This is a genomic window from Tunturiibacter gelidiferens (assembly GCF_013410115.1).
Taxonomy (GTDB): domain Bacteria; phylum Acidobacteriota; class Terriglobia; order Terriglobales; family Acidobacteriaceae; genus Edaphobacter; species Edaphobacter gelidiferens.
Genome location: NZ_JACCCV010000001.1, coordinates 1844567 through 1866321, shown reverse-complemented (window position 1 = coordinate 1866321; position 21755 = coordinate 1844567). Strand labels below are relative to the sequence as shown.

The following is a 21755-nucleotide window of genomic DNA, read 5'->3' as shown; positions in this document are numbered from 1 at the left end:
AGAATGCCAGCGCCGGCAAGCCAAAGCGAACCTGAATTTGCTCCAACCAGCTCAGCCACTGCGATATGCTTTCCCTCACATGGTCCCCGCCGTCACCACCACAGGCCTCACCCGCCGCTTCGGCGAATTCACCGCAGTTCAGGACGTCAACCTTACAGTCGCCCCGGGCCAGTTCTTCGGTTTCCTCGGTCCCAACGGTGCAGGCAAATCCACCACCATCAAGATGCTCACCGGCCTCCTCGCACCGACCTCCGGCTCCATCCAGATCCTCGGCCTCGACGCTATTTCAAATCCTCTGGAGGTCAAGCGCCAGATCGGCGTAGTCCCCGAAGGCCTCGCCCTCTTCGGTCGCCTCACCGCCTCCGAGTACCTCCGATTCGTCGGCCGTATGTATGGCCTCGACGCCGCCACCACCGCCGCCCGCACCACCGAACTTCTCGAGTTCATGAGTCTTGCCGGCGAAACAAAAAAACTCATCACCGACTTCTCCCACGGCATGCAAAAAAAGCTCGCCCTCGCCGCCGCCGTCATCCACGGTCCCCGCATCCTCTTCCTCGACGAGCCCTTCGAAGGCGTCGACGCCATCGCCTCCGGCACACTCAAAGCCATGCTTCAGGGCATGATCGCTCGCGGCGCAACCATCTTTCTCACCTCCCACGTTCTCGAGATCGTCGAGCGCCTCTGCACCCACATCGCCATCATCGATCGCGGCCACCTCATCGCCAACGGCTCGCTCGAAGAGCTCCGCGCAGGTGTCCAGGCCCGCAATCCCGAAGACAACGGCGGCAACCAGATCCTCACGCTCGAGCAGATCTTTCTCAGCATCGTAGGCGGCGATCCCGCCACTACCCATCCCGAGCAGGAACTCTCATGGCTGGGCTAACCGACACACCGGGCCAACCTCCAAACCCACCCTGGACCTCAGCCCAAAGCCGAGCCCAGTTCGCCGCCCTCGCTCAACTTCGCTGGTGCATCTTTCGCAATGCCTTTCGCCGCAAAGGTGGGGTCGGCGAACTCATCGCCCGCATCCTGATCTTCCCCGTCCTCGCCCTCATCGCCATCTTTCCCATTCTCGGCGCAGGCTTCGGAGCCTACCTCTTCGTCTCCACGGATCGTCTCGCCATGCTCTCCTCAATCACCTGGGGAGTCTTCTTGCTCTGGCAACTCGTCGTCCTCAACATCTCAGCGCCCGGCCTCAGCTTCGACATCAACACTATCATCCGCTTCCCCCTCAGCTTCCCCCGCTACCTCACAGCCCGCCTCTTCTTCGGCCTGCTCTCCGCCGCCAATGTCATCGGCACCCTGGCCCTCATCGCCGCCGACATCGGCATCGGTGTAGCCAAACCTTCGCTCGTCCCCTGGGCCACTCTCACCCTCTTTGTCTTCTCCCTGGCAAACATCTTCTTCACACGAATGGCCATCACCTGGGTCGAGCGCTGGCTCTCCACCCGCCGCGCCAGCGAAATCTTCACCGCGCTCATCATCTTCGGCTCCCTCGGTTTCCAATACATCAACCTGAACTTCAACCCAGCCTTCCAAAATGGTCACGTCCACAAATCTCCCATCCTCATCAAAATCTTTAACCGTCTTCGCCCAGTCGCCGAACTCCTTCCCCCGGGCCTGGCCGCAACATCGATCGTCAGCTCTGCGCAAGCACGCCCTTTCGACGCCATCGCCTCGTTGCTGGGCCTGGCCGCCTTCGGGTGCCTCTTCCTGGCCATTTATGCCTGGCGGATGCATCGCGAGTTCCGCGGCGAAAGTCTAAGCCAGGTCTCCCACCAACCCGCCGCAACCCGCATCCCACCGTCACAACGTATCTCCGGCCTGCAATCAGCAACGACTCAGTCCACCCGCGGCCCCCTCAGCTTAAGCCCCACCCTCTCCGCATGCCTCCACAAAGAGCTCATCTACCTCCGCCGCAACACCAATCAGCTTTACGGCTTCATCGCTCCCGTATTCATGGTCTTCCTCTTCGCCAACCGCATCGGAGCCAGCGGTGTCGGCGGTAGCCTCATCTTTCCTGCCTCCGTCGCCTACTCTCTGCTCGGCGTCTCCATCCTCTCCTATAACGGCCTCGGCATGGACGGCCCAGGCGTCCAGTTCTATTTCATCAGCCCCACGCGCATTCGCGACGTCTTCCTAGCAAAGAACCTGATTGGCTTTCTCCTCAGCCTTATCGAATTCATCCTCATCTTCGGAGTTCTCGCTTTCGGCGCCCGTACTCCGCCTCCGCTCATCGCCGTCGCGACCTTCTGCTGGCTCCTCTTCACCACCTTCACCAACGGAGCCATTGGTAATCTCCGATCCCTCAGCGCACCAAAAAAAATCAACCTGTCGAAGATCAACCGCGCACAGACTTCGCAACTGAGCGCCATAATCGCCTTAGGCGTGGTTCTGGCCTGTTTCGCTATCGGCTTTGCAACTGTCCTCTTCTGCCAGCACCTCGGCCAACCTTGGCTTATGATCCCCATTCTCCTGGCCTTCGCCATAGCCGCCCTCATCTTTTACATCCGTGTTCTGAACCGTCTTGACGCAATAGCGCTGAACCATCGAGAAGCAATCGCTGAAGAACTGTGCAAAACCTAGGGCCCTGGTTTCACGCGAAGCCGTGTCATCTAACGAAGCCCGCATTAAGCGGATGCTGTCATTCCGCATTAAGCCTCCGCTGTGAGTCCCGTGTTGAGCCTTGGCTGTCATCCTGAGCGCAGCGAAGGATCCCGAATAACTCCGCCCGCCCAAGCCGCTCCGTCCCTTCCCACCCACCCACTTCACGGATCTGCTGTCTTCCCCAACGATCCACGAAACAGTTCATGACAAATCCCAGACAACACCTGCGCTACACTGGCTTTCTTCGCACACCAGGTCACCCACCGACGTCCAGGCGAACAATGCGTCAAAAACGGTAAGACCACACGAAGTATCGAAAAGGAAAGACAACGAGATGCAGATTAGGTGCCGCAAAACCGTAGTCCTTATCGCATTCGCAATAGCAACCACCTTTGCCTGCCTCCACGTCACCGCCCAGACGCCCCCAGAGCAGCCAGACAAATACCAGTGGCTCGAGGACGTCTCTGGCGACAAAGCCATGGCCTGGGTCAACGAAGAAAATGCCCGCTCGGCCAAAGTCCTCCAGGCAGACCCGCGATACCCCGTACTCGCCGAAACAGCGCTCAAAGTGCTTGAATCGCCCACTCGGCTGCCCTCCCCGGACTTCCGCGTCGGCGAGATATACAACACATGGCAGGACGCCCAGCACGTCCGCGGCATTCTTCGCAAAACCTCCCTCGACAGCTACCTCACCGGCCAGCCCCAATGGCAAACCGTCATCGACTACGACGCCCTCGCCGCAAAAGACAACGAGAAATGGGTCGAGAAGGGCCTCAACTGCCTCTACCCCGGAGACGGCCTCTGTCTGGTCTCTCTCTCCGCAGGCGGCGAAGACGCCGACACTCTCCGAGAGTTCGATCTCAAGACTGGCAACTTCGTCGAAGGAGGCTTCGTCCTTCCAAAGTCCAAGCAGGACGTGACCTGGGTCGACAAAGACACCCTCCTCGTCGCCCGCGACTGGGGCGAGGGCACCATGACTCAATCCGGCTATCCCTTCGTCGTCAAGCTTTGGAAGCGCGGCCAATCGCTGGCTGAAGCCAAAGAGGTATACCGTGGCACCCCCGCTGACGTAGAAGTCGGCGCAACAGCAATTCACGATAGCCATGGCCACGTTGCCGTGGTGATTGATCGCGGAGTTAATTTTTTTGAGCGCGAAACCTACCTCTACACCGACAGCGGCCCCAAAAAAATCTTTGTGCCCGGCAAGTCCCAACTCCACGGCATGCTCGACGGTATGCTGATCGTCGAACTCAACCAGGACTGGAAGCCCGAAGGCCTCTCCCGAAAATTCCCCCAAGGCTCAGTCGTCGCGCTCGACCTCGAAGCCGTGAAGAAGGACCCCGTCCACCTCAAGCCCAGCGTCGTATTCACTCCCACCTCCGAAGAGTTTTTCCAGGAGTCGGCCACCACCAAAGACCACCTCCTCCTCACCACGCTCGACCACGTCCAGGGCCGCGCCTACATCTACACCCACGAAGCCAACAACACGTGGACACGCAAGAAGCTCGACATCCCCGACAACTTCAGCGTCAGTATCGCCACCACCAACACCTCCGACAATAAGTTCTTCCTCGAAACCACCGGCTTCCTGACGCCCTCCTCTCTCCTCCTGGGCGACGCCGCATCAACGAATCTGAAATCCGCCAAAACTCTCCCGGCCCAGTTCGACGCCTCCAATCTCATCGTCGAACAGCTCCAGGCCACCTCCAAAGACGGGACCAAAATCCCCTACTTCCTCGTCCGCCACAAAGACATTAAGTACGACAGCTCAAACCCCACTATCATGAATGCCTACGGCGGCTTTCAAGTCTCCATGACGCCTCTCTACAATCCCATCCTCGGCAAGCTCTGGCTTGAGCGCGGCGGCACCTTCGTCCTCGCCAACATACGTGGAGGCGGCGAGTTCGGCCCCGCCTGGCACGACGCCGGCCTCAAGATCCACCGCCAGCGCATCTACGACGACTTCGCCGCAGTAGGCCAGGATCTCTTCACCCGCAAGATCACCTCGCCTCGCCGCCTCGGTATCGTAGGCGGCTCCAACGGCGGCCTCCTCATGGGCGTCGAGTTCACCCAGCACCCCGAGATGTGGAATGCCGTCGTCATCCAGGTCCCCCTCCTCGACATGCTCCGCTACGAGCACATCGCCGCCGGAGCCTCCTGGGTCGGCGAGTACGGTACCGTCACCATCCCCGCCGAGCGAAAGTTCCTCGCATCCATCTCCCCCTACAACCAGCTGAACCCCAACACCAACTACCCCGAGCCGCTCATCTTCACCACCACCAAAGATGACCGCGTCGGCCCCGTCCACGCACGCAAATTCGCCGCACGCCTCGAAGAGCTTCACAAGCCCTTCTTCTACGACGAGATCGTCGAAGGCGGCCACGCCGCCGGAGCCAACCTCAAAGAGCAGGCAAATACCCGCGCCGAACAATACACCTACCTAACCCGAAAGTTGATGGACTAAAGCAGCCACGAGGCGGCGTAACACTCCCGAGCATCAGCGAAGTCGAACAGTGAACGATCACGACAACTGAAACCGTCATCCCAACCTTGAGCGAAGTCGTGCAACAACCGAAGTCGTCACCCTGAACCGAAGTCGCCATTTGAGTTTAGCTGTCATCCTGAACGTAGTGAAGGATCCCAACACATTCCACCTCCCCATACCGTTCGAACCCTCCAGCCCAAACACTCCAGCCGTCGCCTTCTTCGCCAACCCAAAAGTCTCGACCTAAGCAATCGAACCGTTGACTTTCAGAACTACCCAACCACACCCACCACGCTCAACATCCTCCCAGCAACACCCTTCTCCCCACGATGCGAAAAGTACTTCAGCTCCCCCACCGCATCCACCTTGCAAGCGGAACACTCCCCAACCACAGTGATGCGATCCTCGCCCACTCCGGCCTCCAGCAACTGCCTCCGATTTGCCTCCCAAAGATCCAGGTACAACTTCTCCTCCTCCTCACCCACGCCAACCCGGAAGAGCTCCTCACCATACGCAAATCGCTCCCTAAACTCCCTGTGAACCTCCCGGCCCACCGAGTAGCAGCAAGCCCCGATGCTAGGCCCCACCGCCGCCTCCAGGTCCTCCACCCGTGACCCGTATTCAGTCATCATCATCGCCACCCCACGCTGCACGATCTGCGCCACCGTCCCCCGCCATCCGGCATGAAACGCTCCAACCGCCATCTTCTCCCGATCCACCACCAGCACCGGAACGCAATCCGCAGTCCCCACCCCTACCAGCACTCCCGGCACGTTAGTAATCAACCCGTCGCCCTCCAGCACAGCCCTCCCATCCGCCGTCTGCAACTTCCCATCGAGCGCCCCATCCGCTTCGCGAACGATGTGCACGACATCGGAGTGAATCTGCCGCACTCCCACCAGCACGGAACCACGTTTATCCCCCAAATCACCATCGACATACCGCAAAAAATTACGCCGATTCTCCGCCACCAGCGTTGTTTCATCCTCCTTGGTCCACCCTAGATTCAGCGACTTTCCCCCATAAATCGTGGAAATACCCCCGCCTCGGGTACTAAACCCATGTCTCAGCCACCCAAACCTCCGCCAGGCCCCAACCCGTATAGTTTCAATCCCATCGCTCACGCTAACTCCTTTACTTCGAACGTACCTTAGCTTGGATCGTAGTGTCTCTCCCTACCAGGAGATTCACCAAACGATTCCGGAATCCGGGTCCGCTCAGTCATGTCATCGCGCATTCTTCCAGTGGAACAGTACCCAGTAACATTCTTCAAGATGCAGAGTCTACTTTTTATAGGTACCGCAACAAGGCTTCGCGCATCCAAAGAGACGGAAACAATTGACGATGCAGGGGCATGAACTAACCCCCTTATATTTCAACAAAAATTTGCATCCTTCCCCGCGGGTCTGTAATATACCGCGATTGTAGACATGAGAGTGAATGTGCCCACCGTAGCCCCCCAATTTCTTCGTTCCCGCATCGGCAAAGTCTGCGTGGCCATCATCGGCGGCACGCCCGTCGAGATGCTTGAAAAAGCCAGCGCCGTTGTCAAAGAGACCCCTTTCCTCGAGTTTCGCCTCGACTATCTGGAAAAGCCTCTCCTCGCCTTGCCTAAACTGAAACACTTCCTTAGCGAAAACACCGCCGTTACCGCCATCGCCACCTGCCGCCGCGCAGCCAACGGCGGTAAGTTTGCCGGCAACCTCGCCGCCCAGATGGAGATTCTTTCCAAGGCAGGAACCTCCGGCTTCCACCTCGTCGATCTTGAGCTCGAATCCGCTGAGAGTCTGAAAAAAGGCGAGCTTCAAAAGCTTCGTGAAACAGGCGTCGCGCTGATCGTCAGCCACCACGACTTTACCGCCACCAAGGATCTTGAAAACATCTTCAAACGCATTGAGCCCTTCCAACCTGACTTCATCAAAATAGTCCCAACTGCCAAGACGCTCACCGACAACGTAACCCTCATGCGCTTCATCGAACGCATGGACGATCACTCCAACATCATCGGCATCTGTATGGGCGATGCCGGCATCATCTCGCGTGTCCTCGGCGTCCGCGCCGGCAGCGCCTTTACCTTCGCCGCCGCAACCACCGGCGAAGAGACCGGACCAGGCCAGATCGCCGCCCGCACACTCATCGAAACCTATCGCATCGATCAGGTCGACGCAGCCACCAAGGTCTACGGCGTCGCCGGCAATCCCATCCGAAGCTCGCTCTCGCCCATCATGATGAACACAGCATTCCGCCGCGAGACCGTCAACGCTGTCTATCTCGCGCTTCAGGCCAACAAACTCTCCGACCTCCTCAAGCTCGTCCACGAGATTCCCATCCAGGGCCTCAGCGTCACCATGCCGCTCAAGCAGGAGATCATGGCGCACCTCGAAAAGACCGATCCCCTCTCCGCCAAAATCGGCGCCTGTAACACGGTCCTCCGCCAGGACGGCAAGCTCTACGGGTTCAACACCGACGTCGCCGGCATTACAGGACCTATTGAGAAGCGCCTGTCTCTTCGCGGAGCAAAGGCCCTCGTCCTCGGGGCTGGCGGAGCCGCTCGCGCTGCTGTCTTCGGTATGCGTGACAAGGGAGCCGAGGTCTTCATTCTGAATCGCACCGCCGAAACAGCGCAAAAGCTGGCGAAGCAGTCCGGTTCAAAGACCATCAAGAAGGACGCCCTCTCCAAGACCACCTTCGACGTAATCGTCAATGCGACTCCCATCGGCATGACCGGCATCAAGGGCGCGCAAATCCTCGAAGCTGCAGATCTCAACACCAAGCTGGTCTTTGATCTCGTCTACAACCCACTCGAAACCCCACTCCTGCGCCTCGCACGCCAGCACAGCATCCCCATCATCACGGGCATCGAGATGTTCGTACAACAGGGAGCGCGCCAGTTCGAGATCTTCACCGGAAAACCTGCTCCAGAAGAGGAGATGCTGCGCGTCGTCATCCACGCTCTACGCCAGCAGGCCGAATCTGCCGCGGAGACTCCTGCACCCACAGCCAAGACGAAAAAAGCTTCCTGAAGAAAGTGTCCTGCCAGACGGGCCCACTACGCGTGGGGCGGTCACTTCGTGACTCGTCTACCGGTCTTGGCAACACCAGCACCACAGGTCCTCGCGCTGGGTCGGCACCATCCTCTCCGACCAGCGGGAGGACCAAAGCTTTTTAACGCGACACAACAAGGTACACAAGTCACGAAGTGACCGCCGCCCGCGCAGGGCGCCCGTCCGGCAGGGACAAAAGTCGTTGTCAAGCCCCTACATCACATATCTCATTCATCACAATGCACTTACGCATGGCGTATGAGTTATGCCGAATCAGCTATGCTTATGAAGTAGAGGAAATAAAAACATCTAATCAGGCCGAAAACTCATAACGCTTTTAGAAAGACGAATTTACCCGCAACCCTTTTGTTTAGACTATTTTGCAAAAACGTAAATTCTTAACTCATTCATTTAAGGGAGCTTGCACGCAGATACCCCCCAGGGGGTACCCCCGGAAAGGGAATCTCTAAAAAGAAAAAAGCCGCCCGCAGGCGGCTTTTGAAGTTCTCGTGTGCTAGCTGCTCTTACCCTGAGCCGAAGCGATCTTCTCTTCAGCCTTCCGAGTAATCGCGTTAGCTTCGTCGTACTTCTCACCGTCGTCGCCAGCCTCGTTCCAGAGCTTCTGCCCCTCTTGAAGCTCCTTCTGAGCCTCGGCGGTGTCAATCTCGTTCGGATGCAGCGCGGTCTCCGCCAGAATCGTGACACGCTCCGGCAGAACCTCCACGAAGCCCCAGGCAACAAAGAACTTCTGATCGCCAGAGCTTCCACCATGCAACCGGACCTCACCAGCACCAAGCTCCGCAAGCAGCGGCGCCGCGCCATACAGCGCTTCGAGATACCCCGACATCGACGGCAACTCCACCGCCTCCGCCGTCGCATCCAGCAGAACACGGTCCGGCGTAACCAGCCGAACCGCTAACAAACCCGAATTGCTCGTCGTCTCTGCCATTGGTTATGCCGTCTGCTTCATCTTCTCTGCGGCAGCCTTCACGTCTTCAATGCCACCCTTCAGATAGAAAGCCTGCTCCGGAATATCATCATGCTTACCTTCGATGATCTCCTTGAAACTCCGAACAGTATCAGCAACTTTGACATAAGCGCCGGGGATACCGGTAAAGATCTCCGCCACATGGAAAGGCTGCGACAGGAACCGCTGCACCTTACGCGCACGCGCCACGGTGATCTTGTCCTCCTCCGAGAGCTCGTCGATACCGAGAATCGCAATGATGTCCTGCAGGTCCTTGTAGCGCTGCAGAATCTTCTTCACACCCTGCGCTACATCGTAGTGATCCTGGCCCACAATACGCGGAGACAGAATGCGCGAGGTCGAAGCCAGCGGATCGACCGCGGGATAGATACCAAGCTCCGACAGCGGACGCGAAAGTACGGTGGTCGCATCAAGGTGAGCAAAGGTCGTCGCCGGTGCGGGGTCAGTCAAGTCGTCAGCCGGCACGTACACAGCCTGCACCGAAGTGATCGAGCCCTTCTTCGTCGAAGTAATCCGCTCCTGCAACTCACCCATCTCGGTCGCAAGGTTCGGCTGATAGCCTACGGCCGAAGGCATACGGCCAAGCAGCGTCGAAACCTCAGAGCCCGCCTGCGTAAACCGGAAGATGTTGTCGATGAACAGCAGCGTGTCCGCTCCCTCTTCATCACGGAAGTGCTCCGCAACCGTCAGGCCGGTCAGCGCCACGCGAAGACGCGCCCCTGGCGGTTCCGTCATCTGTCCATACACCAGCGCGGCTTTGCTCTTCGGCAGGTCTTTCAAATCAATAACGCCGGACTCCTGAAACTCCATCCAGAGGTCGTTGCCTTCACGAGTACGCTCACCAACTCCAGCAAACACGGAGAAGCCGCCATGATGACTCGCAACGTTGTTGATCAGCTCCTGGATGATGACCGTCTTGCCCACACCGGCGCCGCCGAAGAGACCCACCTTACCGCCCTTCATAAACGGCTGGATAAGGTCGATGACCTTGATGCCGGTCTCGAACATCTCTTCGCTGGTGGACTGCTCGTCAAACGCAGGCGCCTGCCGGTGTATAGGCATGTGAACCTTTGCATTGACAGGCCCAAGTTCATCTACTGGCTCACCCAACACGTTAAGCACGCGACCCAGCGTCTCGCGACCCACCGGCACCATAATGCCCGCGCCCGTATCGATCGCCTTCATCCCGCGAACCATGCCCTCCGTCGCAACCATCGCGATGCAGCGCACACGGCCCTCGCCAAGATGCTGCTGCACCTCGACGATGACATCGAGCGGGGTGGGAACGTCGAATCCTTCGCTGACGATGCGAATCGCCTGAAAAATAGCCGGCATATGCGACTCTTCGAATTGAATGTCAACGGCCGGTCCGCTGATCGAAATTACTCTTCCAATATTCTCTGCCATAGGTCTCTTTCGTTATTGCGGCTCTCTCACTTACAGGGCAGCCGCACCACTCACAATCTCGATAATTTCTTTGGTAATTGCTGCCTGCCTTACGCGGTTCATGGTGAGGCTCAAGCTGTCAATCAGATCGCCCGCATTCTTCGTCGCAGCATCGGTTGCCGTCATGCGCGCTGCGTGTTCCGCAGCAGTAGACTCCAGCAAAGCATGAAAGATCACCGTCGTCACATAACGAGGCATCAGATGCCGGAAGAGTCTCTCCGGCGACTGGTCGAAGATGTAGTCGACATCGGCGGTGCCAAATTTCTTGGCTTCTTCTTCCATCTCGCTGGCTTCGGGCACGTGAACGCTGATGCCTTCCGATTGCGCCGCCCGAACAGCAGCATCGCGCTCCTCCTGGGTAGGCTCCAGGGAAGACTCAACGTTGTGAGCTCCAAGCTCGACAATCGGCAGCAGCTTTTCTACGACGATCCTCTGCTGCAGCACCGACTTGAACTCGTTGTAGACGAGATAAACAGAGTCAATCTCCGACCGTTCGTAACGTTCGATGATCGAGTGCGCCAGCTTGGAGACAGCCTCAAATTCGGTTTTAACCAGCAGGTCCGGATGCTCCGCCGCAACTTCGATCTGTGCTGCACGATGACGGATCGTATCGTAGTGGATTGCGAGATCGTTGTCGTAGTGCTCTTCGGTCTTCTCGTAGTTCGCCGCTGGAAACTTTCTCTTGTAGAAGCCAATCGCCTTCTTGCCAATGGGCTCAAGATCGATGTTCTGTCCTCTCGCTACGCGAGTATCGATGAACTTCTGCGCTGCCTTCCCCACATTGGAGTTGAAACCGCCTGCAAATCCCTTGTCACCGGCAATCACAACGACAAGTACGTTCTTCTCTTCACGCTCAATCAACAAAGGATGAAGAATCTCGCCGGTCTGCTCGTTGTAGATATCGGTGCGGCGTACCAGGGACTCCAGCACGTTGATCAGCATCTGCGCGTAGGGCCGAGCCTGCATGGCACGCTCCTGCGCGCGGCGCAGCTTAGCCGCCGAAACCATCTTCATGGCTTTCGTGATCTGCCGCGTGTTCTTCACACTGCGGATGCGACGCCGTAAATCGAGTACGTTTGCCATGGTTTACTTGGCCGCAGCCGTCTCTTTCTGTTGCTGGTTCTTGTCGGCGCGATCCGCCAGGAAGTTGCCCTTGTACTCTTTGATCGCCGCGGTCAAACGAGCCTTCAAATCGTCGTCCAGAGCCTTCTTCGTAGCGATGTCTGTAAGAATTGAAGCCTGCGCGGACTCGAGGTATGGATAGAATCCGTCCTCGAACGCACGCAGATCGCTCACTTCCACATCGTCCAGAAGTCCGTTCACACCAGCAAAAAGAATCGCAACCTGCTTCTCCGCAGTCAATGGCTGGAACTGAGGCTGCTTTAGCAACTCCGTCAGACGTTGTCCACGGTTGAGCTGCTGCTGCGTTACTTTATCCAGATCCGAACCGAACTGCGAGAACGCAGCCAGCTCGCGATACTGCGCCAGATCAAGCTTTAACGTTGCACCCACCTGCTTGGTCGCCTTGATTGCCGCCGAGAAACCCACGCGCGACACAGACAGACCAACGTTGACGGCAGGACGCACGCCCGAGTTGAACAAGTCTGTCTCAAGGAAGATCTGTCCATCCGTGATCGAGATCACGTTGGTCGGAATGTAAGCCGAAACGTCGCCAGCCTGTGTCTCGATAATCGGAAGTGCTGTCAGCGAACCACCACCCAACTTGTCCGAAACCTTCGACGAGCGCTCCAGAAGACGTGAGTGGAGATAGAACACGTCGCCCGGGTACGCCTCACGTCCAGGAGGACGACGAAGCAACAGAGAAATCTCGCGATAGCTTGCCGCATGCTTAGAAAGATCGTCGTAGATCACCAGCGCATGCTTGCCGCTATCTCGGAAGTACTCGCCCATTGCGGTCGCCGCAAAAGGAGCAAGATACTGCATCGGCGCTGGCTCTGAGGCAGTTGCAGCAACGACGATGGTATAAGCCATCGCACCATGTTCTTCAAGCGTCTGTACCACTTGCGCTACCGAAGAACGCTTCTGTCCAACCGCACAGTAGATGCAGATCAGGTTGTTCTTGGCAGAATTGATGATCGTGTCGAGCGCAATCGCGGTTTTGCCAGTTTGCCGGTCGCCGATCAACAGTTCGCGCTGGCCGCGGCCAATCGGAATCATCGTATCGATCGCCTTGATACCAGTCGCCATCGGCTCACGCACCGACTGACGATCAATGACACCAGGAGCAAGCCGCTCTACCGGCAGATACTTGTCCGTGTTGATCGGACCTTTATCGTCGATGGGCTGACCCAGCGCATTCACGACGCGGCCGATCAAAGCCTCGCCCACTGGTACCGACATAATCTTCCCGGTCCGCTTTACCTGATCGCCTTCGCTGATCTCCGTGTAGTCGCCCAGCAGCACCGCGCCGACCTGGTCTTCATCGAGGTTCATTGCGAGTCCGGCAACGCCGTGCGGAAACGCAATCAACTCGCCGGCCATAACTTTATCCAGGCCATGTACACGCGCGATGCCGTCCCCCAACGAGATGACCGTTCCAACTTCATCCACCTGGATGCGCTGCTCGAAGTTCTCAATCTGCTGGCGAAGCAGCTCCGTTATCTCATCCGCCTTGATCTGTGCCATGTCTTCCTTCTACTCGATTCGTGTCAAATCTTGAAAAAACTTAGCGCCGTCACCGGCAAGACTCTACGCGTTCACAAGCTTCTGCTTCAACTGCTGCAACTGTCCCCGGATCGACCCGTCATAGACGGTGGAACCAAGTCGCACCACAGCCCCACCCAACAAGGTTGCATCCTGGTGATAGGTAGCCCGAACGCGTCCCCCTGCAAGCTTCGCAACCTGAGCCTCGAGCTCCGCACGATCCTGGTCGTTCAGAGGTCGTGCACTCGTAATCTCCGCCTCCGCCACGTTGGATTGCTCGTCGGCAAGAACATGGTACTCATTGAGAATCCCGTCCAACTCATCCAGGCGCTGATGATCCATGATCACGGCAATAAAGTTCCGCACCTGCGGGAACATCCCAATACGGCTGGCAATCGCATCGAGCACCTTCAACTTTTGCTCATTCGCGATCGAAGGATTCATCAATACCTCGCGCAGATCATGGCTCCCGGCAAGCGTTCCACTGAAATCACCTAGCTGCTGTTGAGCCGCAGCTGCGTTAAGGTGAGCAGAAGCGGCAACCGACGCAAACGCGTGTGCATATCGCAACGAAAGGACAGACATTAGTTTTGCCCTTTCTTTGAATCGTCGCCTGTCAGCCGCTGCGCAAAACTCTGCACCAGCAGACGGTCAGTCTCCGCCGTTACTACCAGTTTGCGTGCTGCCTGTTCGATAGCAAGTTCTGCCGCATACTGCTGAATCTGTCGCTGCGCAAGAGCCGTCGCGGCTGTGATCTCCTGCTCCGCAGCCGCTAAAATCTTCTGCTTCTCCTCTTCCACGCTCGCAGCGATGCGCCGCTCATCAAGCGCTGAATCCTTCTCTGCCTGGGCGCACATCGCAGCGATTTCACCGTCCAGCCTGCTCAAACGACTTTCGACACAGCTCAGCCGGGCATTGGCATCTTCAGTCGCCGAACGCGCGTCAACAAGCTGCTTCTGAATCGACGTGTTCCGATCGCGAAACGTCTTTGGCAAGGTCTTTGCCAGGAACCACCCCACGAGCCCAGCGAGGACCACAAAGTTGGCAACCGTAAACGCCGTGGCCGCCTGCTCAGCGTTCAAGCCAACCTTCGCCCCAAGAGCACGCACCATGGGCGAATGGAGATACTTGTCGTTCTCATCTTCTTCCTGCTGACTCTTCTCCGGCGACTGCGCCTCAGGTGCCTGCTGTCCGGCGTTTGCGCTCGAAACACTTGCATCCTGCGCCTTCACCTGGCAGGTCGGCGCAAATAGAAAACCAATCAAAATAACAACGGGCAAAAACCTCTTTACAAAGGAAGTCTTCACTGTGCAACCTCCGTCGCATGAACGCCAGCCGGAAGCACCGCATTGAGAATGCGCGAGCTTAACTCTTCGCTCATTTCTGCAATCTGGAGCCGCGCCTCATGGGCGCTCTGCGCAATCTCCTGCTTAGCTCCATGAACTCGATCCTGTGTATGCTGACGAACCTGCGCAAGTGCCGCCTCACGCTCCGCATTCCACTGCTTCAGTTTCTTATCGCGCATCTGAAAGATCTCGACCCTGGCGTTGCGCAGCCTTTCTTCGTAGGCCGCGGTCTCCGCCTCAGCAGCGGCAATCGACCGTCGAGCCTGCTCGATTGCGCCTGAGGTCCGTGCGCGCCGCTCAGCCAGCACTCGATCCAACGGGCGCCGGACAAGGAGCCCATAAGTTGCCACTAACAAAATAAATAGGACAATCGTCGGCACAGAGCCGAGCACAAGTCCACCGAGTTGATTCAGTATCTGATCCATGAATGGGGTCGGCCGGGGCCGCTTGGATGTCCTGTCGTGAGCGGTCTCACACCGCTACTCTGTTCCAGAAACACTGGCGCAGAAGCTGCATGATAGTTCGAGGTACACCTAGTTTTAGCAAAGCGATTACAAGGGTGTCAACCAACCCGTCGATGAATATCGGCCACATTGAACGATATTCGCACGACCGCCTCTGCCAGTTATATCGAGGAATTATTTCCACCTTTCCTTTGACTTCCTGAGACAAAGGACTAGACTTAAAGCTACCACCTGGACCCTAAGCTCTGGGTCACATAGGTCGCGTGATTGAGGACACCACCTCCGCTCCTCGTCAGGCGGCCTATGCTAGTTAAAGAGCCTTTTAGATAATCAGCCCACCCGCTCGTGGAATCTTCTGAACCGGTTCAGCAGAGAAGCTGGCCCTCGCGCCGTAACGTACGCCAGATTTCCCTCGAACCGCTTTCCCTCCACGACGGCCCCCGCCTCCAGAGCGGCCATCACCGCTCCCTCCGACTGCGGCAGACGAAACTGCATCTCAATCAGTGGATCCACAACTAATGCAGCATCGATCGCACCCAGCAAATGGTCTAGCCCGAGCTTTTTTAAGCCGGAGACTGCGATGCTTCCCGGCGCTCCCATAGGCATACCATCGTCGCTCCCGACCAGGTCAATCTTGTTCAACACTTCGATCACAGGCTTCTTCGAAACATCCAGCTCGGCCAACACCTTCTCAACCTGCATCTTCTGCTCATCCACCATTGGACTCGACGCATCGCGAATATGCAGCAGCAGCTCCGCTCGCTCTACTTCTTCCAGCGTGGCCCGAAAACTCGTAACCAGCGTGTGGGGTAGATTGCGGATAAACCCTACCGTATCTGACAGCAAAATCTTCCTCCGCGAAGGCAGCGTCAACTGCCTTAGCTTGGGATCGAGCGTAGCGAACATACGCGAAGACTCCAGCACTCCCGCCTCTGTCAGTGCGTTGAAGAGTGTGCTCTTCCCTGCGTTGGTATAGCCGACCAGCGCCACCACCGGCACCGGAACCGCCTCTCTCCTCTGCCTCTGTTGCCGGCGAATTCGCCGCACTGACTCGAGCTGCTCTTTCACATGATCGATTCGCAGATTGATCTTCCTTCGATCCGTCTCCAGTTGTGTCTCACCCGGTCCACGGGTCCCGATACCGCCGCCCAGTTGAGACATCGACTTCCCGCGTCCAGCCAACCGGGGCAGCTGATACTCCAGTTGTGCCAGCTCCACCTGTAGCTGACCTTCCCGCGTCCGCGCATGTCTCGCGAAGATATCCAGAATCAACTGCGTTCGATCGATGACCCGGCAAGGCAGCTTCGCCTCCAGATTCCGCAACTGCGACGGAGAAAGATCATGATCAAACAGCACCAGATCCGCTCCCGTCGAGGCAATCACCCCTTCGATCTCCTCCAGCTTTCCCTGTCCCACGAGTGTCGCCGGATCCGGCCTTGGCCGCCGCTGAATCAGGGTTGCAGCCACTTCAGCCCCCGCACTCCTCGCAAGCTCTTCAAACTCAGCCAAAGAAGAATCGAAATCAAGGTCAACTGTCGCCTTTGGTGTCGCGGAAAGATCAACGGCCTCCAGCGCAGTACCAGCCGAAACCGCAGCCGCGGTCCTTGCTAGCCTCGCCGCCGCAGTCAGCTTGCGCCGCTCACCAGTAAATTGCACGGCAACCAGAACCGCGCGTTCCGCCTGGGACAGGCCTACCCGCCCATGGTGCATCGCCGTCTCTTGCGCTTCAACCAGGCTGCGCCTCGCAGGCTTCACTCTATCGATCTTCACACCTTCGGTTGTCAACGGTTAACGGCCTTGCGTCCCTGTCGCCTCTTGTACCGGTGCACCCGTAGCAGGCGCCGAACCGACCGCCGCCCGCACCTCTGGCTTCGCATCACTCCGCACATCACCATGCGCACCCGCTCGCCCACTTACCACAGTCGAGATCGCATGTTTGAAGATCAGTTGCTCCTGGCTATTGTTCTCCAGCAACACCGAGTACTTATCGAACGACCGAATCTTTCCTGTCAGCTTCACGCCGCTTACCAGGTAAATCGTGATCGGACTCTTGTCTTTTCGCACTGTATTGAGAAAAGTATCCTGAATGTTCTGTGCCGGCTTTGATTCCATGGGGCCGATCTCCTTTGTCAAGTGTTCATACTTCGATGAGGTTTTGCCGTGACCCATCGGCTTCAGAACAAAACTCAGCGTGTTCAACGGCTAAGTCTGAAGCCAAGACTGTCAACAATACGAGCATCCACGGCAATAATCAACCTGCGCCCTCACATTGTAACGACGAACGCAATACTTCGTTAGACGCATTGCAAGACAGAACGAGAGTCTACCGCAGTCTCCACAGCTATATACCAGCGATATACCATGGCAGATGTGACCATCCGCGATCCGCAACCCGTTCCAATGCTTGACTTCTCCCGCCAGTTTGCCATCCTCCGACAGGAGATCCTCGACTCCATCGAAGCAGTCTGTGCCTCGCAACACTTTATCCTCGGACCCCAGGTCACCAGCTTCGAGCACGCCGCCGCCCTCGCCTGCGCTGTCCCTCACACCATTGGCTGCGCGAGCGGTACCGACGCCATCTGGCTCGCCCTCGCAGCCGCGAACATCGGCCCCGGCGACGCAGTCATCACAACCCCCTTCAGCTTCTTCGCCACGGTCAGCGCGATCCTCCGCTGCGGCGCCACACCTCTGCTGGCCGACATCGACCCCGCCACCTTCAATCTCTCTGCCGCCTCGGTCGAAGAGGTGCTCCGCTCCACCGCGGGCAAAAACGTCAAAGCTGTCCTCCCTGTTCACCTCTACGGCCAGTGCGCCGACTGGGACGCGTTCGCCGCACTGAAACGAAACCACAACCTCCTGCTCATCGAAGACGCCGCCCAGGCCTTCGGAGCCACATGGAACAGCGTCCCAGCTGGAGCACTAGGAGACGCAGCCGCCTTCAGCTTTTATCCCACAAAAAATCTAAGCGCCATGGGAGACGCCGGCCTGGTCACCACCACCTCCGCCGCGATCGATGACCACGCCCGCATCCTTCGCGCCCACGGCATGCGCCACCGCTACTATCACGAGGAGATCGGCTGGAACTCCCGTCTTGACTCCATCCAGGCCGCCGTCCTTGAGGTCAAACTCCGCTACCTGCCCAAGTGGAACCAGCAGCGCCGCGACCACGCCGCCCGGTACGACCAGCTTTTCAATGTAGCGAACCTGACTGCATCCAACGTAAACGAAGGCGTCGTCCTACCCATCACCGACTCGCGCGCAGGTCACGTCTTCCACCAGTACGTCATCCGCACCTCCCGTCGCGACGAACTCCGCCAGTATCTCGCAGAGCGTAAGATCGGCAGCGAGATCTACTACCCTGTCCCGCTCCACCTGCAAACCAGCCTCTCTCACCTCGGCTACAAGCAGGGCGACTTCCCCATCAGTGAAGCCGCCGCCCACGAAGTCCTCGCCCTTCCCATGTACCCCGAGCTACGCGAAGACGAGCAACAAACCGTAGTCGACGCCATCGCCGCCTTCTACGCCTGAGCAACCCGCACTGGTTCCTTTCCATATATCGCGGCTCCTGGGTCGTCGTGACCTGTCTGTCTTTTTGGTTGTCAACCTCTCACGCTGCGATCGATCAAGCCCATATCCATCACAAAGCGGCGTAGTCGCAATCCGTCCGTAGCAGGTTCTCCACCAAAGGTCTGCGCCGCATAAGCCACGTCCCACAGAACGGATCTTGGCCCACTCCTATCCCAGTCGATGAAGATTCACGATCTCCGCCGCGCACCAGATTCCAAAGAGAGGTTCCAGAAGCGATCCGACGCTGCGAGTCACCGAAGTCACAGGCTTGCGAACCGTCGGCCCGCCACGGACTACCGAAGCCGCTACATTGCCACCGTAAAGCCGTTGCTCAATCGCTCATTGTCACTTTGACTCACGCGCGGAATCCGTATCAGGCCGCCCTACCGCTTCTTCTTTCCTTTGCCACCCTTCGCAGCGGCAGCCTTCTTTTTGTCCGACACCGGCTGTGGATGGGCCTCTCCCGCCGCAGTCGTCCCCGGCTGAATGACCCGCCGCACCAGGTTGCCCTCCAGCCGATAAGTCTTCACCACGGTCTTCCCCGGCACAATCGCTCCGGTCACAGGATCCGGAACGACCGGCCCCGCCTCATCCGACAGCACTCGATACGAGAAGGTGGGCGCCGGCGTAGTAGCCGTAGGCGACTTCCCATAAGGATCTGTCGCCATCGTCACAGTAACCGGCAGATACCCCTCGATATTTCTGTCGCGAAAGCCAGTCTCGTAGCGATGCTTCTTTATATTCCAAGTAAAGACTCGAACCTGATCGAAGTCATAGGTTAGCCCTGCTTTATATGGGCTCAACACCGTCACATAGATCGGAATGTTCTTGTCATCCTGCTCCGCCTCCGGGTCATTAACTTTAGTCAGAACATACGAACCGACGATCCGCTGCCCTTCGGAGTACCGCGTGATTGCATCGGGAGCATCCACATCCATCATCCTGCTAAAGAGCCAACCCGTGTCGCCCTTCGAGTCACGAACCAGCCACCAATCTTCCATCGCCGGTGGCGCAGGTTCTTCCGGAATGGTCGGAGCAGCAGTCGCAAGAGCCTTTTCCCCAGAACCGGTCGTCGTGGCAACTGGACTTGGAACAGGTGCAGCCTTCGCCACCCGCGTTCCCGGCGGCAAAGGCTTGGCCAACGTAGCTCGAGCCAGCAGTTTCAGCTTTTCGCCTTCCGCCAGCCGGAAGAATCTCTCCGTGTCGCGGCCAGGCTTCGCATGCATATAAACCTCGTCCCGCACCACCGCAGACGCAACCACTGGATCAGCCTTGTGATCCTGCTTCAGCTTTTCAAACTGGTCGAAAATATCCTGGGTCGCAACGACTTTCTCATCGATCCAACCCTGCTCCCCCTTGGCTGTTTGTACCTTCACAAACCGCCGCCCGCGGTCCAGTACCTCGAGCCGATCCCCATTCTCCACCGTAGCTGTGCGGTTCGACACTGCCGCCACGCGGTCACGCAGAAACGTCTGCTTCGCCGTCACATACACATACTGTGCCGCGGGCTTAGGCCGCAGCCGCGAGCACCCGCTCACCCCAGCCACCAAAAGCACCGAAACCGCCACTACGCTGCAAATCCGCGAAAAGCGCCGCACAAAACCGAATTGTCCAGATGAAGAAACGATAGCCTTGAAACTCCGCGTCACAGCACACCACTTACTCCATACTAACGGCGGCCTCGCCAAATCCATAACGTGTCGGCATCAACTCGAACACCTCTACCCAGGTCAGGAAACGAACTAGTGAGTCAGCGCGATCGCGATAGCCCCAGCAGGATCAGCATCTGTAGCAATACTGGTTGCCGGATCGAGTTTGCCCGGAGTCGTAATGTCGAAGCTGTACATCGTTAGATCCGGACCGCCCCCTTGCGACGCCCCCAGCAGATACTTCCCGGTTCGATCAATCCCCAGCGACTGCACCGACGTCCCGCTCTTATAGGGCGATCCGCTCAGCGGTGTCAACGACAAAGCCGCCGGCGTAGTCCCCGCTGCAATCGTATATCCAGAGATCGTGCCATCGGTACGGTTTGCCGCATAGACATAGGTCCCGGTACTGTCGAGCACCACCGAAAAGGTTCCGCTCCCCGCTGCGAACGGCGACCCCGTGACCGCATTCAGGGCCCCTCCCGATCCAATGGAGTACACTCCGACTCCCCCGCTGGTCCCACTCCGCGCGATATAGAGATAGGCAGTCTTCGGGTCCACCGCCAGCCCATAATCACCAGTGCTCGCATTCACGTTGGCTAGACTCTGGCTCTGAACAGCCGCGCCGGTCGTTGTGTTAAACGTAAACACGACATCTCCCGCAGTTCCAAGCGCAGCAAAGATCAGCGTCCCATCCGGCGACACCCGCACCATCGATGGCTGCCACGTTCCCGCTCCCGAATGAAGCGAATAAGCCGCAGGCGACTCAGCCGCAGCCGTCAGCGCACCCGTCGTGGCGTTGATCTCGAAGAGATCAAGCTGCTGCGTAAAACTGTCCAGCGCAATTAACCATTGGCCGTCCGGTGAAACAGCCAGTGAATTCGCAGTCACCGCAACCTGCACAGCGCCGCCGCTCGGAGCGCTCAACGATCCGTTGGCATTGATCAGGTACAAGCTGATTGACCCTTGCCCTGCAATATAAAGAAACGCATCGTTTGGGGATACAACCTCCGCAAATGGCGATATCGCAAGCGCCACCGGCGAGCTATTCACCGCAGTCAAGGTCCCCGTACCCACCACGAAGCCACTTACAGACTTCGTCGTCTGATTCAGCACATACACCTGGTTTCCGGTCGCTCCGGTACCGCCACCAGAGTTATTGATCGGAGGAAAGAATCCCGAACACCCCGTAAAGCCCAGCAACATCATCGCAGCGCCCGCCATCGTCCATCGCCGCAAGCTTCCCCGTCGTTCCATCGTCACCAAAGCCTCTTCTCTATCTTGCAGCAGCCAAAGCCAACGCAGAATAACTCAATTGGCGTTCCTCTATAATTTTCTCAATGTATTCCTCGAAGCTCTTATATTTTCTGCCCTGGGCCGCGATTCTGTTGACACAAACTCTTCCCTCCACATCACAAGCACAGCAGTCTCACTCCTTCGACGCAGCAGCCCGGCAAACAGTATCGCTCTCTACCACGCTGCAACAGGAAGTTCACGC

General features: G+C 57.8%; 18 protein-coding genes. 6 read left to right on the top strand and 12 right to left on the bottom strand.

The genetic code is table 11. The annotated features are described in order from the left end of the window. Positions 1-79: 79 nt before the first annotated feature. From HDF12_RS07915 to HDF12_RS22275, 4 genes are all read left to right on the top strand, one after another. Positions 80-883, top strand: coding sequence for an ABC transporter ATP-binding protein (locus HDF12_RS07915; RefSeq protein ID WP_179581982.1), 804 nt, complete (start codon positions 80-82; stop codon positions 881-883). Continuing rightward, positions 871-2586, top strand: a complete 1716-nt coding sequence (locus tag HDF12_RS07910) for a hypothetical protein (RefSeq protein WP_179581981.1) — start codon at positions 871-873, stop codon at positions 2584-2586. The genes HDF12_RS07915 and HDF12_RS07910 overlap by 13 nt, the downstream gene beginning before the upstream one ends. Positions 2587-2941: 355 nt before the next feature. Continuing rightward, on the top strand, positions 2942-5071 hold the full coding sequence (locus HDF12_RS07905) for a prolyl oligopeptidase family serine peptidase (protein ID WP_179581980.1): 2130 nt from the start codon (positions 2942-2944) through the stop codon (positions 5069-5071). A 139-nt stretch (positions 5072-5210) separates the two neighbouring features. Then, entirely contained in the window at positions 5211-5339 is a 129-nt protein-coding gene (locus tag HDF12_RS22275; protein WP_257025416.1) for a hypothetical protein, read from the top strand. A gap of 25 nt (positions 5340-5364) precedes the next feature. Here the strand turns inward: HDF12_RS22275 and pgeF are convergent, their stop codons facing one another. Next, positions 5365-6216, bottom strand: coding sequence for a peptidoglycan editing factor PgeF (pgeF, locus tag HDF12_RS07900; RefSeq protein ID WP_373563869.1), 852 nt, complete (start codon positions 6214-6216; stop codon positions 5365-5367). 318 nt (positions 6217-6534) lie between these two features. Between pgeF and aroE the strand changes: the two genes are divergently transcribed. Continuing rightward, a complete protein-coding gene (gene aroE, locus HDF12_RS07895) occupies positions 6535-8115 on the top strand; it encodes a shikimate dehydrogenase (protein WP_373563868.1) in 1581 nt (526 codons plus the stop codon). Between the two features lie 535 nt (positions 8116-8650). Here the strand turns inward: aroE and atpC are convergent. From atpC to hfq, 9 genes are all read right to left on the bottom strand, one after another. Next, positions 8651-9085: an ATP synthase F1 subunit epsilon gene (gene atpC / locus HDF12_RS07890; RefSeq protein WP_179581978.1), complete on the bottom strand. Its 435-nt coding sequence runs from the start codon at positions 9083-9085 to the stop codon at positions 8651-8653. 3 nt (positions 9086-9088) lie between these two features. Then, entirely contained in the window at positions 9089-10531 is a 1443-nt protein-coding gene (gene atpD / locus HDF12_RS07885; RefSeq protein WP_179581977.1) for a F0F1 ATP synthase subunit beta, read from the bottom strand. A gap of 30 nt (positions 10532-10561) precedes the next feature. Continuing rightward, the gene (locus tag HDF12_RS07880; RefSeq protein ID WP_179581976.1) at positions 10562-11653 is read right to left on the bottom strand and encodes a F0F1 ATP synthase subunit gamma; all 1092 of its coding nucleotides are present in this window, start codon (positions 11651-11653) and stop codon (positions 10562-10564) included. A 3-nt stretch (positions 11654-11656) separates the two neighbouring features. Then, on the bottom strand, positions 11657-13216 hold the full coding sequence (gene atpA, locus HDF12_RS07875) for a F0F1 ATP synthase subunit alpha (protein WP_179581975.1): 1560 nt from the start codon (positions 13214-13216) through the stop codon (positions 11657-11659). 63 nt (positions 13217-13279) lie between these two features. After that, positions 13280-13819: an ATP synthase F1 subunit delta gene (atpH, locus tag HDF12_RS07870; protein WP_179581974.1), complete on the bottom strand. Its 540-nt coding sequence runs from the start codon at positions 13817-13819 to the stop codon at positions 13280-13282. Beyond that, complete coding sequence (locus HDF12_RS07865; protein ID WP_179581973.1) at positions 13819-14541, bottom strand: F0F1 ATP synthase subunit B family protein; 723 nt, start codon at positions 14539-14541, stop codon at positions 13819-13821. The genes atpH and HDF12_RS07865 overlap by 1 nt, the downstream gene beginning before the upstream one ends. Continuing rightward, on the bottom strand, positions 14538-15005 hold the full coding sequence (locus HDF12_RS07860; RefSeq protein WP_179581972.1) for a F0F1 ATP synthase subunit B family protein: 468 nt from the start codon (positions 15003-15005) through the stop codon (positions 14538-14540). The genes HDF12_RS07865 and HDF12_RS07860 overlap by 4 nt, the downstream gene beginning before the upstream one ends. Positions 15006-15374: 369 nt before the next feature. Beyond that, positions 15375-16754: a GTPase HflX gene (gene hflX, locus HDF12_RS07855; protein WP_179583506.1), complete on the bottom strand. Its 1380-nt coding sequence runs from the start codon at positions 16752-16754 to the stop codon at positions 15375-15377. A 78-nt stretch (positions 16755-16832) separates the two neighbouring features. After that, positions 16833-17156 (bottom strand): RNA chaperone Hfq, encoded by a 324-nt coding sequence (hfq, locus tag HDF12_RS07850; RefSeq protein WP_179581971.1) that lies wholly within the window; start codon positions 17154-17156, stop codon positions 16833-16835. Positions 17157-17405: 249 nt separating this feature from the next. Here hfq and HDF12_RS07845 point away from each other — a divergent pair, with 249 nt between their 5' ends. Continuing rightward, positions 17406-18572, top strand: a complete 1167-nt coding sequence (locus HDF12_RS07845) for a DegT/DnrJ/EryC1/StrS family aminotransferase (RefSeq protein WP_257025415.1) — start codon at positions 17406-17408, stop codon at positions 18570-18572. Positions 18573-18994: 422 nt separating this feature from the next. Here HDF12_RS07845 and HDF12_RS07840 read toward each other — a convergent pair whose 3' ends face one another. Together HDF12_RS07840 and HDF12_RS07835 are read right to left on the bottom strand one after the other, a co-directional pair. After that, complete coding sequence (locus HDF12_RS07840; protein WP_353073727.1) at positions 18995-20179, bottom strand: SH3 domain-containing protein; 1185 nt, start codon at positions 20177-20179, stop codon at positions 18995-18997. 174 nt (positions 20180-20353) lie between these two features. Beyond that, a complete protein-coding gene (locus tag HDF12_RS07835) occupies positions 20354-21514 on the bottom strand; it encodes a lactonase family protein (protein WP_179581970.1) in 1161 nt (386 codons plus the stop codon). Positions 21515-21755: the final 241 nt, after the last annotated feature.

Excerpts from the sequence above, each read along its gene's own strand:
- atpH (WP_179581974.1), bottom strand. The coding sequence starts at position 13,819 with ATGTCTGTCCTTTCGTTGCGATATGCACACGCGTTTGCGTCGGTTGCC.
- HDF12_RS07910 (WP_179581981.1), top strand. The coding sequence starts at position 871 with ATGGCTGGGCTAACCGACACACCGGGCCAACCTCCAAACCCACCCTGG.
- HDF12_RS07845 (WP_257025415.1), top strand. The coding sequence starts at position 17,406 with ATGGCAGATGTGACCATCCGCGATCCGCAACCCGTTCCAATGCTTGAC.
- HDF12_RS07835 (WP_179581970.1), bottom strand. The coding sequence starts at position 21,514 with ATGGAACGACGGGGAAGCTTGCGGCGATGGACGATGGCGGGCGCTGCG.
- hfq (WP_179581971.1), bottom strand. The coding sequence starts at position 17,156 with ATGGAATCAAAGCCGGCACAGAACATTCAGGATACTTTTCTCAATACA.
- atpD (WP_179581977.1), bottom strand. The coding sequence starts at position 10,531 with ATGGCAGAGAATATTGGAAGAGTAATTTCGATCAGCGGACCGGCCGTT.
- HDF12_RS07860 (WP_179581972.1), bottom strand. The coding sequence starts at position 15,005 with ATGGATCAGATACTGAATCAACTCGGTGGACTTGTGCTCGGCTCTGTG.
- atpA (WP_179581975.1), bottom strand. The coding sequence starts at position 13,216 with ATGGCACAGATCAAGGCGGATGAGATAACGGAGCTGCTTCGCCAGCAG.
- HDF12_RS07880 (WP_179581976.1), bottom strand. The coding sequence starts at position 11,653 with ATGGCAAACGTACTCGATTTACGGCGTCGCATCCGCAGTGTGAAGAAC.
- HDF12_RS07905 (WP_179581980.1), top strand. The coding sequence starts at position 2,942 with ATGCAGATTAGGTGCCGCAAAACCGTAGTCCTTATCGCATTCGCAATA.
- HDF12_RS07915 (WP_179581982.1), top strand. The coding sequence starts at position 80 with ATGGTCCCCGCCGTCACCACCACAGGCCTCACCCGCCGCTTCGGCGAA.
- hflX (WP_179583506.1), bottom strand. The coding sequence starts at position 16,754 with ATGCACCATGGGCGGGTAGGCCTGTCCCAGGCGGAACGCGCGGTTCTG.
- atpC (WP_179581978.1), bottom strand. The coding sequence starts at position 9,085 with ATGGCAGAGACGACGAGCAATTCGGGTTTGTTAGCGGTTCGGCTGGTT.